This is a genomic window from Corynebacterium anserum (assembly GCF_014262665.1).
GTDB lineage: Bacteria > Actinomycetota > Actinomycetes > Mycobacteriales > Mycobacteriaceae > Corynebacterium > Corynebacterium anserum.
Genome location: NZ_CP046883.1, coordinates 16502 through 33097 on the forward strand (window position 1 = coordinate 16502; position 16596 = coordinate 33097).

Below are 16596 nucleotides of genomic sequence, written 5' to 3' on the forward strand. Positions count from 1 at the left end.
GGTTACTTTCTTGTCGTTCTTGGTGTGTGGTGTGTTGGTCTATTGTTCGACGCTAGCAGCTATTCGCTAGTAATCGAGTTCCTTGAGTGAACTGATTGTGGATTAATGCAGTGCATGTGCGTCATGAAGCCAGCGCCGGTTATGTTTCATTGCCCTGCAATAGTGAGTGTGCCGGCGGGCACGGTGCAGCATGTACGGATCTGTTCACCTGGCCCGTAGGTGTGGCCGTCACGAAGATCCACGGCTGCACCGTCTTCGATGGGAGTTACGCATGTGCGGCAGATGCCCATTCGGCATCCGTGCATCAGGTTCACGCCAGCAGCTTCTGCTGCTTCGAGAACAGTTGTGGAACCAGTGGATGTTGTGGAGACTCCGAGCGTGGAGAAATGAATATCTCCTCCGTGGTTGTTTCCGTCAACTTCGATGAAAAACTTCTCAGAATGCATGTCTGGGAATTCATCGTGGAAGCTATCCAGCATCTGGGTTGGTCCGCAGGCGTAAAACTGGCGAGTTGTTGCGTCGGGAACAAGATCTTTGAATGTGTCTACAGTGAGGCGACCCTGCTGGGTCGTATCCCAGGTGATCAGGTGATAATTCGGAACCTCGTTGTGAAGTGTTTGGAGCTCTTCGCCGTACGGTGCAGCGGGTTGAGAAGCTCGTTCGGAGTGGACGTGAATGACATCTGGGAAGCTTGTGGAGTCATCGTCGCTATCGCTCTGTGGCGGAAATTCCTGCTTCAGCCAACGCAGCATGGACATGACCGGAGTGATACCAGCACCAGCGGTGAGGAAAAGTAGTTTTCGTGGTACAGGTTGCGGGAGATAAAAGTCTCCGCCTGGTGCCGTAAGGCGGATGACCTGACCAACCTCCGCATTGTCGGCGATGTGTTGAGTGAACAAGCCTCCAGGTACAGGCTTGATGGAAACAGTGAGCGAGCGGCCGCGGCGTTGCGGTGCGTTGGTGAGTGAATAGCAGCGCCAGCGCCAGCGACCGTCGATTTGCAAACCGAGGCCAATGAATTGACCTGCGTGGAAAGTTCGTGGCATTCCGGGCCCGGGAGTGAGGGTGAGGGAAAGAAAATCGTCGTGTTTTTCTATGGAGGTGATTTGTCCACGGACTTCGCGCCCACGCAGTGGATTAACCAGAGTGACGTAGTCCACTGGAGTGAGCGGGGTGGTGAATGCCTCGAGGAGTCGGCTAAGAGGCCCTTCGGTGGCTTGATTCATGGAACCCCTGGCGGCTTTGCGAAGGGTTTTACTGGTCTTACGCAGAAAGGAATTGCGTGAGTTGTTGGAGTGGATGTCTTGATTACCTGTGCTTCGGGAGAGCCGTGGGTCCATATTCACACTCTAACCCCTGTGTGGGGAAACAAGACTGGTTTACTTGTCTGTCCCCCTAAACGGAGCAGGTATGAATGACCGAGCCTCGAAAACACTGATTTTGGCGCACAGAGAGGACTGAAAGATATAAAGAAACAGTTATGTTGTGAGAGCCGTTGGTTCGCTAGCGTGGTGGTATAGCAACACATCAGTTCGGCCGAGTATGCATGTAGCCATCTCTGGGCGTGCATTAACCCAAGGCGCAGGCGATAAACACCCTGTGGGAATCTACGATGGCAGCCGTGCATCGCAGAAATAAGTGTCGGATGACGTTATGGTCGGATATCGAAGGCGAACAGCTCACGAATGTGCCCGATGTCAAGGAGATGACAACCATGGCAATTGAAGATATTGGACCACAGCCCCAGGCTTTCGATATCGAAAAGGAAACCCTAGCTAACAAAAATTACCGCACCACCGCATGGACGGGAAAATACCTTCAAGTCACACTGATGAGTATTCCGGTTGGTGAATCGATCGGTTTGGAAGTGCACCCGGAAACTGATCAGTTTCTACGCCTTGAACAGGGTGTTGGAAAGTGTGTAATGGGTGATGCTCAGGATGATCTGGACTTTGAATAAGTTGTGGAAGATGACTGGTCCATCTTTGTTCCAGCAGGTAAGTGGCATGATGTCATTAACACAGGGGATGAACCACTGAAGCTATATACGGTGTACGCGCCAGTGCACCATGCTCACGGCATCGTACAAGTTACAGCTGAGGATGCTGAGCGTGATGAGGAGTCCGGCAAGGACGTTCCACCGGAATGGACCGTGCAGCCAGGCACGGGAGCGGCTGATGGCCACGCTTAGTTTTCACGTTTGTAGCCCCGATATTGTGTGGTTTTAGACGGCGATACGCTCTGATTGACAGTCAGCGCTAAGTGTATGTCCTCTGCGAAAAGCAACACATGTGATCCGCTCGGTGCATGGGGGTGGATGAGCTGGGTGGTGGGCTGCGTTGCGAGGACCCCAACATTAAGTGCCACAACTGTTGCCTACGCGTGTACCGCTTAACCGCCAGAGTAATGGGTATGCAGCAAGGGTCCACCACAGGAATGCGTTACCGATTATGTGCCAGAGCACGCCCCATTCCAACTCCCGTGAGTCACCGCTTGGTACAAAAGATATGGGTTGTAACGCAAAGCACGCTGCACCGGTGACTACCAGGACAAAACAAATCACTTGCTGTTGATGCGTCATTGCAAAGTGGGTGCCACGAGAATAACGAGTGTCCCACCACATGATTCCCAGGACAATGAGCATGATGGGAACCCATATGAAGTGGTGAGCCCAGGACACTGGACTAGCGAGAAGCGCTACAAAGCTATTGAGACACAGAGCCAGCAGCGGCATGTTCGCGAGCAGTAGGCGTCGCATCACAATCACGGTGGCGAGTAGCAGCGTCGCGACCAATACTAGCCATAACCACGAACCAGAGTTCTCCGTACGCAAACCTAACCGAAAGAGCTCCCCATTAAACGACTGGTTCGAGGCGTAAGCGATACCACCAATCCGACTCGAATTCTGGACGGTACCGAGCCAATAATCTTTGGAATCCTGCGGTAAAACGAGAAAGCCCAGAGCAGTCATCCCCAGCGCGCCTAATCCCATGCGTAGAAGAGATGCCCAATCACGGCGCATGACGAACCACAGTCCGAAAACAGCCGGGGTGAGTTTCAATGCAGTGGCAATACCCGTGAGTAGGCCGCGGAATTTTCGAGGCACAAGTGTGGCATCAAGAAGTACCAAGAGGCCGAGAAACAGATTGATCTGTCCAAGCATCAGCGACCCATAGACCGGACCAAATTGCGTGAGTATGGCTGATAGCCCCACAGCCAACCAGATTGATGATGAGTGATCTAGACACGCGACATAGTGGAGAAGTATCCACACAATAGTAATAAGTAATACGAGATTGACGAAGGTCACCGCGATAGATGTGCCGGTATTGCCGAATACCGTGAGCGGCAAAAAGAGGAGGGCCGATATAGGAGGATAAGTAAAAGGGAGACTGATGTCATCGATGATGTGAAAATGGCCGTTATAGAGAGGTAGGCCATCAATGACACGTTGAGCACCGAGTCGGTAGACGTTGGCATCCAGCATGTAGCGAACACCCTGGGGTTTGAGAAAAGTCCACGCAAAGAGCACTGTGGAAAGCGCAGCGATGAGACGCTTGTGCCACAGTGTGAGAGGAATCTGGCGTGAATAATTAGTGCCGCTCGACATTGCTCAAGCCTATTACATCGCAGGGATAGGTTTTCTCATTGCGCCTTGCTGAGTGTAGTGACTTCGGTCGCAGAAGTGTGTGGTGGCAAAAGCTTGGAAAAGACTGAGAATCACGAGCAGCGGTTGTGACTGACCAGTCAGTCAGTTTACTATGAAGCCGTGCAATCAACAGACTCCGCAGCCGAAGAAAGGGCTGCCAACAAGTGGGCTGAAGCAGAAACAAAGGCCCTGGACCCCACCGAAGGGATGACTGCCGCTAATACTGCAAGCGTTAGTCGTTCGGACTGTGCAGACATTATTTCCGCTCGAGACCTACAGCTAAAAACAAAACAGGGCATCGTTTTTAGTGATGTAGACCTCGCCATAAAGGAAGGCAGTACCCACGCCCTTGTAGGACCACAGGGGTCTGGACGCACTTCCTTGCTTCTCGTTTTAGCAGGCCGTATGCAATACTCCGGTGGCGAACTCATCGTTGACGGAAACCGCATCAAACCAGGGCGATCAGCTCGAATATTTGGCAAACTACGCGCAGTGCAACGTATCAGCGCGATCGCCGGTTTCCGTGACATCGATGACCTGGATATATCCACTGGAGTGGGAGAGATTGTCAACGAGCGTTTAGGGCTCATCTCTCCCTTGCTGCACCGTGCTGAAACGTGGAATGCTCCCCGAATTCAAACTATTCGCGCACTGACAATTCCGCGAGTGGATCCCCAAACATGGGTACGTAACCTTAGTGCATATGAAGAGTTTGCCATGCGCATCACTCTCGCGTTGTTGGATGACCCGCGGATACTGCTTGTGGATAACGTTGATCAACTCTCGAACCCAGAAGACCAACGCGAAGCCTGGGAAATGCTTGGGCGAATACAAGAATCTGGAGTAACAGTGGTGGCGTCGACTACCAATACAGAAACCATGCCGGATTGGGTTGATCGGACCACCACCCAGCGCCCTTATAACCAGGAAGAAGAAAACTACCCAATCTATAACGAGGATCCGAACAAAGTGGACGAGAAGGAAACGGAGGATTAGTCAATGAGCTCGCATAGGAAATTTGCACGCGGAAAAACAAGCAGACTGTGGCATGGAAACAGTGAGATAAGACGCTTTCGTGCTTTCCCGGCGATGCTTGGCGTAGTCCTGCTCATCCCTCTTTTCTACGGTGGCATATTTCTGTGGTCTATGTGGAACCCCGTTGACAACGTTAACAACATGCCAGTGGCGGTGGTGAATGAAGACCAGGGGGCAGAAACTCCTGACCACGAGAACCTTAATGCGGGACAAAAGATTGTCGATAATCTGCACAACAATGACCGTGTGGATTGGCGATTTGTGGATGAGGAGGAGGCAAGCAAAGGGCTCACTGATGGTAAGTACTTTGTTACCGTAACCATTCCCGAGGATTTTTCTCGTGCCGTAACCTCGATTGGAACGGACACACCGCGCCGTGGTCTATTGGAAGTCAACTATAACGATGCAAGCGGTTCTACAGCTCGGCAAATTGTGGAAAGAATCGTTCAGAATCTGCGTGAATCTGTTTCTTCGTCAATCGGGGCTCAAGCAGCTGATAAGCTGTTCGGTTCCATCGATCAGATATCTGAAGGCGTAGACAAGGCTGCCAATGGATCTGGCCAAATCAACGATGGGGCACAGAAACTCAATACCTCTGTGCGAGACGAGTTAGCTCCGGGAGCTAATAAGCTTAAAGATAGTGTGCAAAATCAGCTAGCTCCCGGCGCAAAAGAGCTGTCAGATGGAATTAATAACCAGCTGGTTCCAGGTGTGACACGACTTAATAGCTCCGTGCGGGATGAGCTTGCACCAGGTGCGTCGAAATTGGCCGATGGAAACCGCCAATTAGCTACGGGCATGGAGCAACTGAATGGTTCTGTCGCGGCTTTACGGGAAAGTCCAGTAGCGATGTCAATCCCACAGGTCCGAGAACTGGTAGACGGAGTGGAGAAGCTGAATGCAGGAGCCGCTCAAACAGCAGCAGGCGCTGAGAAACTGAGTAATGGCATCAACCAACAGCTGCTTCCAGGAACTGAACAGCTGCAAACATCGGTGACCACATCGTTAGCCCCAGGAGCTCAAAAACTGTCTGATGGCATTAACGATCAACTCGTTCCCGGAGTAAGTAAGCTCGCTGATGGTATCAGTACACAACTAGTAGATGGCACTGGAAAGTTGGCCGCAGGCACTAGCGAACTTAGCCATGGCCTCAACGATGCATCTGGTCAAATCCCTCGTTATAACCCTGAACAAGCGCAGAATAACGGCAGTGTCATTGTTAACCCAGTGGGTGTCAACGAAAACTGGATCTATCAACAAAAGAATAACGGTGAGGGGATGGCACCGTATTTTGCAGCGTTGGCATTATTTATTGGGGCGATCTTCACGTGGCAGGCTCTACGCCCATTATCTCGTCGTGCGCTTGTCGCTCGCGTGAGTGCATTCCGAGCACTCATGCATAGCCTGGCACCAGGTTTGCTGCTTTCCAGTGTGCAGGCGGTTCTGCTTGTCACTGTGGCGGCACTTGTGTTCCACCTGCCCGTCAATAGGTGGATTCCCGCTTTTGGCATTTTGCTACTAGCGGGGTGGATGTTTACAGCTTTGCAACAAATGTTTGCCATTTGGTTGGGTAACGCGCCGGGTCGCTTACTTTCCATCATCTTCTTGCTCGTGAACTTGGGTTCTGCAGGCGGAACCTATCCTCTGCAAACTTTGCCGGAAGGTTTAAGGTCCATTGGCCCCGTGTTGCCCTTCTACCATGTTGTTCAAGGCCTGAGAGAGGCAATGATTGGAGCAATAGGTTCGGACTATTGGTCTGCGCTGTCCTATCTTGGCATCGGATTAGTTGTATGCATTGCGTTGAGCATGTTTGGCGCAAGCCAACGCAAGGTATTCACTATGAGGCAACTGCGCCCGGTCATCCCCACGGCTTAAACAAGCGTAGGTAGGCGCTGTAGTTGAGAAAGGCAAAAATGCTGGATCGTTGTAGTTTAAGGTGATTGAAAAATGACAACGGATACTTACCTTCGCACCGCCACCGAAACGCCACGGGTGACTGACTTGATAGTCACTATCGGCGGATCGTGCATTGAAGGCACAGCGGAGGATCGCCGCCAAATTTTGCTGGACGCCCTAGATGGAGATGAATTCGATACAAAAGAGCGCATTACTCTAGCAGCTGTCAACCTGGTGTTGAGCCAAGGTGTTCACGCCGCACCCATCGACGCAATTGCGACACAAGCTCGAGTATCTAAAGGAGCAGTGTTTTACACCTTTGGTTCCCGCGATAAATTGATCATGCATGTGCTTGCCACATTGGTCGATGTACTGGCACTGTCCATGGCAGAGGCTCGTGGGGGATTGCGTGGACGAGAAGCCTTGGAGGGAGTTATTCGCGAAGTATTGACTTTGACAGTTCGCAATCATGCAGCTGTACATACAATTTTCAGCGAAATTACTCGCCCGGATTCCAAATGGGGAGTCACTGTGGCTGCGATGGTAAAAGGGGTGTATCAACCATTGGCAGAAATTTTGTGTGAAATTGGACTTTTTGAAGAGCCAGTATCAATGAATGACATGCTGGCGATATCTTTTCCGTCTCCCAATGATGATGCCAACATTGCGGACTACCCAGACGCCCAGCGTTTACGTGTGAGCATCGTTGCAATTGTCGGCGCTATATTCTTGGTTGGGCAAACCTTGGCCACCCAGAGTGCGGATGCCGCCATGATTGACGCCGCTACTAATCATCTTCTAGAACTTGCCCAGATAGGTTCCCATAGTTAATGCAATATTCTGACAACTGGAGTGGGAGGACGTCGTTCCGGTAGTTTTCAAGTCTCACTGCGATCGGGTGACGGGAGCGGTATTTCTACCTTCGATAGAGACGTTTGCGTTGGAACTTGGGATCTGCAGTGATAAGCACACCTAAGCTGTGAAACACGCGTTCGTCAACCGAACCGAGGATGGTGGTGACGTGGGCGTCGCAGCCGCAGAGATTTTTCAGTTCGGCCAAAGCTTTAGCGGCTTCGGGGTTTGTTTCCGCAGAAACGCTCAACGCAATCAGAACTTCATCGGTATGAAGGCGAGGGTTGCGGCTGCCCAGGTGCTTGGTTTTCAGCGTCTGAATCGGCGCAATAGAACCTGGAGAGAGCAGGTGCACCTCGTCTGGTATTTGCGCAAGGTGCTTGAGGGCATTGAGCAGCATTGCCGCTGAGCATCCCAGCAGGTCGCTTGTGCTCCCCGTGACAATCGTTCCATCTGGCAGCTCCAGAGCCGCGCCAGGCTGCTGTGTTCTTTCCTCGACGCCACGAGCTGGTGCCACCACCGTCCGCTGATCAGCGGAGATACCTGCCTTCGCCATAACTACGGCAGCCCGCTCTGACTGGGTGGAATCGAGACCTTCCCGGGCTTCTTCGACGAGTGCTTTAAAGTAGCGGCGGATAATTTCCTGCTTAGATGCTTCGCGACAGACCTCATCATCCGTGATGCATAGTCCGGCCATGTTCACACCCATGTCGGTCGGAGATTGGTACGGTGTCTCACCCGTGAGGCGTTCTAACAGGGTCTTTAACAGCGGAAAAGCTTCTACATCGCGGTTGTAGTTCACCGTGGACTCGCCGTAGGCGGTGAGGTGAAAATGGTCGATAACGTTTGCGTCATTGAGGTCGATGGTCGCAGCCTCATAGGCCAAGTTCACCGGATGCTCAAGCGGCAGATTCCACACGGGGAAGGTCTCGAATTTCGCGTAACCAGCGTGAATGCCACGCTGATGCTCGTGGTAGATCTGGGACAAACAGGTAGCTAATTTCCCTGAGCCCGGCCCCGGGGCTGTGACTACGATGAGATCACGGGTCGTGGGTGCGTACTCGTTACGGCCAAGGCCGTCTTCTGACACGATGAGATCCAAATTAGATGGATAGCCGGGGATCACCCGATGACGGGCAACCTTGATACCTAAGCGTTCGAGGCGCTGGATGAATGCGCCGGCTTGCCGGTCATCTTCCTCGAATTGCGTGACGACGACATGTTCCACAAGGAAGCCGCGATCACGGAACACATCCACGAGGCGTAAGACATCGTCTCCATAGGTGATGCCCAGGTCAGCACGGATTTTTTGACGTTCGAGATCTTTGGCGTTGATGCAAATGAGAACCTCGACTTCATCCCGGATGTGATCCAGCATCGCAACTTTGTTATCCGGTGTAAATCCCGGTAATACGCGTGAGGCATGGAAGTCATCGAAAAGCTTGCCCCCCATCTCTAGGTAGAGTTTTCCACCCAGCTGTTCACGGCGTCCCGTGATGTGTCGTGATTGTAATTCAACATACTTGGCACTATCAAAACCAATGCGGTGACCCATGGTGTCTGATGGTAGCAATCTCCACGACGTGGAATTCAACGGGTGAATACATGAGAATCCCCACGGTCTCCGAGAGGAAAACCGTGGGGTTGTGGGTGGCCTACTGTGCTTTGACCTTACAGCGTGGTGTGTCTTCACGGCGCTGTCTGACGATTACAGCGTGGTGATGCTGCCTGGCGCTGACAACAGCGGAAGTTCTGTACGGTGCTGTGGGTCAGTGGTGGCGTCAAGCTACGACGCACACCAACCAACGTTTACAGCGAGCGGTACCTTAGCGGTGCAGGTCGAAGCGGTCTGCCTCCATGACCTTTACCCAGGCTGCCACGAAGTCTTCGACGAACTTGTCGCTTGCGTCGTCAGCGGCATAGGCCTCAGCGACGGCGCGCAGTTCAGAGGAAGAACCGAAGACTAGGTCAGCACGGGTGCCGGTGAAGGTTTTACCGGAGATAGGGTTAGAACCGTTGTAACGGGTGCCCTTTTCGTCGGCCTTCTCCCATACATTGTCGATGTCCAGCAGATTAACCAGGTAATCATTGGTCAATACCCCTGGGCGATCAGTCAGGACACCATCCTGAGAGCCATCCCAGTTCGTGTCCAGCACACGCAAACCAGCCACCAAAACGGTCATTTCTGGGGCAGTCAGTCCCAGGAGGTTTGCGCGGTCGATCAGCAGGTGCTCGGCAGGTAGGGAGTGCTTCCCGGCATCGTAGTTGCGGAAGCCATCTGCCCATGGCTCGAGGTAGGAGAAGGACTCTTCATCAGTCCACTCCTGGGTGGCATCGCCACGACCAGGGGTAAACGGAACGTTCAGATCCTTACCGGCAGCCTTAGCAGCCAACTCGATGCCTACGCCACCGGCCAGCACGATGAGGTCGGCCAGGGATACGTTGATGCCCGTGGAGGACTTGATCTCGTTTAGCTTGTCCAGCACCTTGGCTAGCTGAGTTGGGTTGTTAACTTCCCAATCCTTCTGTGGAGCCAGTGCGATGCGCGCACCATTGGCACCACCACGGAAGTCAGAGGTGCGGTAGGTGGAAGCGGATGCCCAGGCAGTGGATACGAGCTCGCCGACAGACAGGCCAGAATCAGCGATAGCGGACTTCAGGGTGGAAATCTCGGAATCGGTCACCACATGCTCAGGTGCCGGGACTGGATTCTGCCAGAGCAGATCCTCCGTAGGTGCTTCCTTGCCTACGTAACGGGACTTGGGGCCAAGGTCGCGGTGGATCAGCTTAAACCATGCGCGGGAGAAAGCCTCAGCGAATGCGTCAAAGTCATCCTTGAAGCGGCGAGAAATCTTCTCATATACCGGGTCAACGCGTAGTGCGAGGTCGGAGGTCAGCATGCGAGGCTCACGGCGCTCGTTACCTTGAGCCATTGGAACCATGTCGGAGCCGCCGCCGTTGACCGGACGCCACTGCTTGGCGCCTGCTGGGGATTCCATGAGTTCCCATTCGTAGGCGAAGAGGATGTGGAAGAATTCGTTGTCCCAACGGGTTGGGTGGTAGGTCCAGGTCACTTCTGGGCCACCACCGAGGGTGTCGTTACCTGTTGGTCCACGCCAGCCGATGCCCTGATCTTCCAGTGGCGACTCTTCAGGGGAGTCGGTGATCTGGTCAGGGGTAGATGCGCCGTGGGTCTTACCGAAGGTGTGACCACCGGCGATCAGCGCAACGGTTTCCTCATCGTTCATACCCATGCGCTTGAAGGTCTCGCGGATGTCAATTGCGGACGCCTTAGGATCTGGGTTTCCGTCTGGGCCCTCTGGGTTGACGTAGATCAGACCCATCTGCACTGCCGCGAGCGGGTTATCCAGCTCCCGCTCGCCGGAGTAGCGCTCATTAGCCAACCAGGTGGTTTCAGGTCCCCAGTAAACTTCCTCTGGCTCCCACGCATCGACGCGGCCACCGGAGAACCCGAAGGTCTTAAGACCCATGTCCTCCAGGGCTACGTTACCTGCGAGAACGATAAGGTCGGCCCAGGATAGGTTCTTGCCGTACTTTTTCTTCACTGGCCACAGGGTGCGACGGGCGCGATCCAGCAGGACGTTATCTGGCCAGGAGTTGAGAGGCGCGAAGCGCTGCTGACCGGTGGAAGCACCACCGCGGCCATCCTGTACGCGGTACGTACCTGCAGCGTGCCAGGCCATGCGAATGTAAGCGCCGCCGTACGTGCCGAAGTCTGCTGGATACCACTCTTTGGAATCCTTCATGGCAGCGGTGATGTCTGCCTTGACTGCGTCCAGGTCGAGGGATTCGAACGCAGCGTGGTAGTCGAAGTCAGCGCCATAAGGGTTGCGCTCTGGGGAATTCCAGGCCAGCAAGTCAAGGTTCAGCCGCTCTGGGAACCAGCGCTGGTTCTGATCACCGGCGGTAGGAGGGGTGGCTGCGGCACCGTGGCCGAATGGGCAGCCTCCCTGTTCTGGTTGGGTATCACCAGCAGGGACATTTTTGCTCTGATCAACATCAGACATGTGTGAAAACCTTCCTCAATCGTCTCAGTCTTCTCGGATAGGTAAAGCTAATTAGTCTTTTAGCTGTGGATGCAAAGTCCTATCAATTCACAGTAGCATCTTCCGACGCTTTCCACCCTACTTGGAATCCGGACAGAGAAACGAGGTTATGTTCGCAATCCGACATGAATTTTAAAACGATTTTCAGTAATTCTGCAGACCCCGTTCATGAAACTCCCACGCTGCTGAGTCATGAACCCCGCTCTGTTAAGTTACATCGCCGAGTTGTGCCTCTAAAGCCTCGAGTAGTGCACTGGCTTTTACCAGGATTTCTTGCCATTCCGCTTCAGGATCTGAGTCTGCGACAATCGCTCCTCCCACACCGAAGGTAGTTGATTGCTTATCTGTCACCAGGGTGCGGATAGTTATCGATAAGTCAGCTGCACCGTCGAGCCCAAGCCAGCCGATTGCGCCTGAATACAGGCCGCGGGCGCGTCGTTCCAAAGATTCAAGCAGCTCCATCGTCCTGGTTTTCGGTGCTCCCGTCATCGAGCCCCCTGGAAATGCGATTTCCAGAACATCCACTGCAGTCTTGCCTGCCGCTAGTTGAGCCTCAATGGTGCTCACCAATTGGTGCACGTGGCTATAAGACTCAAGCCCAAATAACGTGGTCACCGCTACACTTCCGATTTCCGCAACCATCGATAGATCGTTACGGAGTAGGTCGACGATCATCAAGTTTTCGGCGCGATCCTTGTCGCTATTCCTCAGTTCCCGACGCCACATCTCATCATCTGCACGGTTGCCCGAACGAGGGCGTGTCCCTTTGATTGGTTTGGCAGACACGCGGCCCTCCGCGCTCACTGAAAGAAAACGTTCCGGGCTTGCCGATAAAACGTGGAGATCACCAAACCGCAGATAAGAGCCATAGGGAACGGGGCTCACGGTGCGTAAAGAAAGATATGCCCGCCAAGGATCGGATAGTGCTGGCCCCTCAGCAGTATTCGTCAGACACACTTCATAGGTGTGCCCAGCTGAGATGAAGCGCTGCGCTCGTTGAATGCTAGCAATGTAGCCTTCATGATCCTGGTCGAAAGAAAAATTGAGAGCAGTGGCCTTTTCGGTTGCTGCAGTTGTGGGACTGCTTACGTCTGGTGTTCCCGCACTTTCTGCTGCTTCTGTGCTGTTTGTGTGCGGTGTTTCGGGAACGCTGGTGTTCTGTACTGATGACCGCTTCGCGCGTTGTACTGGGAGATCGCTTTCCCGGTTACCCAGCGAGTTCACTATGCGCAGCGAATCAGTGACCCATTCGTGTTGAGTTGCGTTAATGTGCTCGAGTAACGTACCCGACCCTGGCATGGTGTAACCCCGACTGCCCCTCATCTCGGGTGCCGCACAAGCTAAGGCGAGGAGGGTGATTTTTTGCGTGTCATGATCTACGATGACGGCGCGGTCAGCCCACAGCAACGCAGCGTCTGGGTATTTGCTGCGGTAAGGCTCTGCGACCGCTGTTGGTGAGTGCTGCACCCAGTCCGAGTGATGTTTCAACTCATAGCCGAAAGCGCCGATCCACCCCAAGGAGAATTCTGTGCGCTCGGTTAGTGCAGGTTCTGCGCTCAGCTCGGCTTGCGTGCGCTCAACATCGCAGGTCAGTCCTGCGCGGAGCACATCATAAAACCCACCCCGTCCAGAACGAACAACCTCAATTTGCTGGCGCACCTTCTGTGCAACAAAACCCTCGCCAGTAACCTCATACTGGTCTCTACTGTTCATTGTCTGAACGCTGCATGCATCGCCCCCGGAAATAGAATGCGTTAAAGAAAAACCCAAAGGTCCGGCATGTTTCCCGCCTGGCACGATGATCGATTGCGTTTGTTCATATGAACTGCTCGTGGTTAAAGAGGAATCCAGAACAACGATATGGGTGGCGTCGGGGAAGAGAGCCTCAACCAGGCAAGGAACGAGCGATCCCGATGCGGAGACCCACTCTGCACTGAGATTAGCCGAGCGGCGAATCGGACGGAGACGCGGAATCATGCACAGATCATAACGCGGGCGCGGGACAACGAAGCCCACGCTCTGAAACGAGCGTGGGCAAACCGAGGGCATGATGAGGACACGAATAAAAACAGAGCCAGAACAGCCCAAGCTAGGGCTTAGAGGCGGTGACGGCCGCCCTCGCCGTCATCCTCCTGATTCTCAGTGAAATTAGGGAACTCGCTTTCGGCATCGTGCTCAGCAACAGCCTCGGAATCAGTGGTTTCAGCTTCCTTGCCCTGCGCGTGATGCACAGTCGGGGCGGCTGGTGCCCCAGGGGCGGAAGGAACTCCAGGGGCTCCCGGCATCTGGGAAGGCTTTGGTGCCGCCTTCTTTTCTTCCTTGGTGCTGTTGTCTTCTGCAGTCTTAGTGGACTCAGAAGTCTTAGTGGACTCAGAGTCGACAGAATCTGCCTCGTCTGCGTGAGCTGCCGGGGTTGCTGGCTTTATGGACTCGGGTTCATTGACAACTTCTGGTTCGCTGACGACTGCTTTTTCTGCAGCGGCTTCCATGTCCTGGGCTTTGATCGCGTCAGTGGCCTTAGCCTTGGCAGCTGCACCGGTGGCAGAAGGTGTGAAATCCTGAACCTTAGGGGCGGATGCAGGGACGTCCTTTTTAGCAATCAGGAACTTATAAGCAGCAGCCGCGCTTGCAGCCAGTGTCAGAAGCAGAGCAAAAATGCCGAACTTGTTGGACTTCTTCTGCTTCTTCAACCCCTTTTGTGCCAAAACCTTATCAGCCTTTTTCGCTGCCTTGGCTTTGCGCTTGTCCAGATCCTTGTTGAACTTCTTCTTATTCTTCAGGAAAGCCTTCTTATTCTTCTTAGCCTCCTTGGCAGCCTGCTTCTGGGCCTGAGCAGAACGCTTTTTGGCCTCTGCTGCACGCTGTTGAAGGTTCTTCTCAGCTTCCGCTGCGCGGTTGCTCACGTCCTTTTCCAATTCGACGCCACGCTGCTTCGCCGCATCTAGAGCCTGAGAAGCTGCGGCGGCAAACGCTGCGCCCTGCTTAGCGGCAGCCTTGCGATTCTTAGCCAATGCCTTGCGCTGAGACTTTGTGTTCTTTAGAGCTTTCTTACGGAGTTTTGCCGTCCGCTTTTTCAGCTCCTTTTTGTCCACGCCAGTTTTTTCAGAGACCAGGCTTGTAGCCTTAGAAGTGAAATCGGCTGCTTGATCTTGAGCTTCAGCAGCGGCAGCGGCTGCACGCTTACGGAAGCCCTTGACAGTGGCGGACAGATTGCGATTCTTGTTCACACGCTTCTCCTTCTTCAGCTGTGCTGCTGCAGTCTTTGCTGCAGCGAGTTTAATTACTGGTCGTGCAGAAGCGCCCCGGGCTGCTTTGTTGTTATCACTCCGGGCGCCTTCGGTTTCGTTCACAGCAGGTTTATCCTGATGAGCTGCAGTTCCATCACCTGCTGATCTATTGCTTCGGGAATTCCCGGCGGTCTCGGAAGAGGCTAGGCCGTTGTCGTGGTTTTGCTCGTAGGCGAGCGCTAGAGTACGTGCCTTATCCAGGGCTTTTGCAGCACCATCCTGTTTGCGCATGTACTCGGCGACAGCACGGATGTGCGCTGGGGAGTTCGCGAGCAGTGCGTCGCGTTCATCCTCAGTCATCATGCCACGGCGCAGGGCATCAACCGCATCAAAATTCTTACGCTCGCGGTTTTGCTTGTACTTGTTAAGCAGACCTTTGGTCTGCCGTGCGCCATTTAGCACGAGCTTTAAGCTGGCGGTGTCCATGAAACACGAACTCCTTCTATTGGTCGCTTCTGAGTTTGTCGTATTTGTCCAGATAATTTCTTATGCAGGCTTGGTGCAAGCTCGAATGTGATGTCCGCATCCGCGTTGGTGACGTTCGTGCCTCCGTGTGTGATGGCCGCACCACCATACGTGAGGTGCGCACCTGTGTTCGCGATGAGTACTCCACCGTATGTGGGGTTCACATCTGTGTACGCGATGTGTGTACCTGCGCTCGCGATGTTCACGATCTTCATTCCTGCATAGGTCGCCTGGATGGCCTTGATAGGTCGCACTCCATCCTATGCAAATGATGAGACGCGCGAGCGTGAATACTGATATCTCCAGTTCAAGTCCAAGATTGCGTTGGAATGAAAAGGCGGGGAGCGTGTGGGAGGGGAGTCTATTGGGAGCGTGTGGGAGGGGAGTCTATTGGGAGCGTGTGGGAGGGAGTCTCTTGAGTGTGTGCCCAAACGAGGCGTTACGGATCCCATCCAAAGGATAGTCAAAGGCCTGGAATAAGGGTCTCCAAAGGCCGGCGGAACAGGGGTCTTAGGCAGATAGTTGACAGTGTCTGGCGAGTCGATCTGTTCGTGCCGCAGTTTTACTCGCGTATGCGATGGCGACTTCTTTAGCGGCGGGAAAAATGCGTCGGGGTATTTCAGAGAAACAGTCGGGACAAGAGACATGTACAAGAGGCATAAAGAGTCCTGCGTGAAGAGTCCTGCCTGCATGAAGGTCAAATGGACGCCTGCCGAGACCTACGTAGAGGTAGATCAGCAAGCATGTACCGGGTTTTGCGAGCATGAGAGTTAACAACCACGTACAATCGTCGGCGTGACTAAAAAGACTGCAACCGCTATTTTCCACACAAACTACGGCGACATTTCCGTAGATCTCTTTGGAAACCACGCTCCTGAGACCGTAGCCAACTTCATCGGCCTAGCTCAGGGCACCAAGGAATACAGCCAGCCAAATGCCTCTGGTTCGAACGAAGGTCCGTTCTATGACGGGGTGATTTTCCACCGAATCATCGACGGATTCATGATTCAGGGCGGAGATCCAACTGGTACAGGCCGTGGAGGCCCGGGTTACCAGTTCGGCGACGAATTCCACCCAGAGCTGCAATTCGACCGTCCGTTTTTGCTCGCCATGGCAAACGCTGGTCCAGGAACTAACGGCTCCCAATTCTTCATTACAGTGACTGCTACGCCGCACCTCAATAATCGCCATACCATTTTTGGTGAGGTCACTGACCCTGAATCGCAGAAGGTTGTTGCCAAGATCTCCCGCGTAGCCACCGATCGCATGGATCGCCCAAACGATGACGTAGTCATCGAATCCATTGAGATCCAGGAGTGATTTTCCCCCGATTTCATCGGGAGCT

Annotated in this window: 13 protein-coding genes; 6 read left to right on the forward strand and 7 right to left on the reverse strand. The window is 53.6% G+C overall.

Translation table 11 applies throughout. From position 1 onward, the window contains the following. Nucleotides 1–146: 146 nt before the first annotated feature. Complete coding sequence (locus tag GP473_RS00070) at nt 147–1226, reverse strand: flavin reductase family protein (protein WP_185770809.1); 1080 nt, start codon at nt 1224–1226, stop codon at nt 147–149. Nucleotides 1227–1645: 419 nt separating this feature from the next. On the opposite strand from GP473_RS00070, the gene GP473_RS09385 reads away from it, so the two are divergent. Next, nucleotides 1646–1960 (forward strand): cupin domain-containing protein, encoded by a 315-nt coding sequence (locus GP473_RS09385; protein ID WP_246394801.1) that lies wholly within the window; start codon nt 1646–1648, stop codon nt 1958–1960. Nucleotides 1961–1963: 3 nt separating this feature from the next. Next, nucleotides 1964–2191: a cupin domain-containing protein gene (locus tag GP473_RS09595; RefSeq protein ID WP_246394803.1), complete on the forward strand. Its 228-nt coding sequence runs from the start codon at nt 1964–1966 to the stop codon at nt 2189–2191. 165 nt (nt 2192–2356) lie between these two features. On the opposite strand, the gene GP473_RS00080 is transcribed toward GP473_RS09595, so the two are convergent. Beyond that, nucleotides 2357–3610, reverse strand: coding sequence for a glycosyltransferase family 87 protein (locus GP473_RS00080; RefSeq protein ID WP_185770587.1), 1254 nt, complete (start codon nt 3608–3610; stop codon nt 2357–2359). Nucleotides 3611–3769: 159 nt separating this feature from the next. On the opposite strand from GP473_RS00080, the gene GP473_RS00085 reads away from it, so the two are divergent. The 3 genes from GP473_RS00085 to GP473_RS00095 all read left to right on the forward strand — a co-directional run bounded on the left by GP473_RS00085 (nt 3770) and on the right by GP473_RS00095 (nt 7411). Then, on the forward strand, nt 3770–4645 hold the full coding sequence (locus GP473_RS00085) for an ATP-binding cassette domain-containing protein (RefSeq protein ID WP_186276906.1): 876 nt from the start codon (nt 3770–3772) through the stop codon (nt 4643–4645). 3 nt (nt 4646–4648) lie between these two features. Beyond that, nucleotides 4649–6559, forward strand: coding sequence for a YhgE/Pip family protein (locus tag GP473_RS00090; RefSeq protein WP_260620073.1), 1911 nt, complete (start codon nt 4649–4651; stop codon nt 6557–6559). Nucleotides 6560–6631: 72 nt separating this feature from the next. Beyond that, the gene (locus GP473_RS00095; RefSeq protein WP_185770590.1) at nt 6632–7411 is read left to right on the forward strand and encodes a TetR/AcrR family transcriptional regulator; all 780 of its coding nucleotides are present in this window, start codon (nt 6632–6634) and stop codon (nt 7409–7411) included. An 85-nt stretch (nt 7412–7496) separates the two neighbouring features. On the opposite strand, the gene GP473_RS00100 is transcribed toward GP473_RS00095, so the two are convergent. The 5 genes from GP473_RS00100 to GP473_RS00120 form a co-directional block, all read right to left on the reverse strand. Continuing rightward, on the reverse strand, nt 7497–8987 hold the full coding sequence (locus tag GP473_RS00100) for a DUF1846 domain-containing protein (protein WP_186276907.1): 1491 nt from the start codon (nt 8985–8987) through the stop codon (nt 7497–7499). 271 nt (nt 8988–9258) lie between these two features. Then, nucleotides 9259–11460, reverse strand: coding sequence for a catalase/peroxidase HPI (gene katG / locus GP473_RS00105; protein WP_186276908.1), 2202 nt, complete (start codon nt 11458–11460; stop codon nt 9259–9261). Between the two features lie 246 nt (nt 11461–11706). Next, entirely contained in the window at nt 11707–13476 is a 1770-nt protein-coding gene (gene pabB, locus GP473_RS00110) for an aminodeoxychorismate synthase component I (RefSeq protein WP_186276909.1), read from the reverse strand. Between the two features lie 119 nt (nt 13477–13595). Further along, nucleotides 13596–15212: a hypothetical protein gene (locus GP473_RS00115; protein ID WP_186276910.1), complete on the reverse strand. Its 1617-nt coding sequence runs from the start codon at nt 15210–15212 to the stop codon at nt 13596–13598. After that, nucleotides 15194–15505 (reverse strand): hypothetical protein, encoded by a 312-nt coding sequence (locus GP473_RS00120; RefSeq protein WP_186276911.1) that lies wholly within the window; start codon nt 15503–15505, stop codon nt 15194–15196. Before GP473_RS00120 ends, GP473_RS00115 begins: the two co-directional genes overlap by 19 nt. Nucleotides 15506–16046: 541 nt before the next feature. Between GP473_RS00120 and GP473_RS00125 the strand changes: the two genes are divergently transcribed. Further along, complete coding sequence (locus GP473_RS00125) at nt 16047–16571, forward strand: peptidylprolyl isomerase (RefSeq protein ID WP_281381130.1); 525 nt, start codon at nt 16047–16049, stop codon at nt 16569–16571. Nucleotides 16572–16596: the final 25 nt, after the last annotated feature.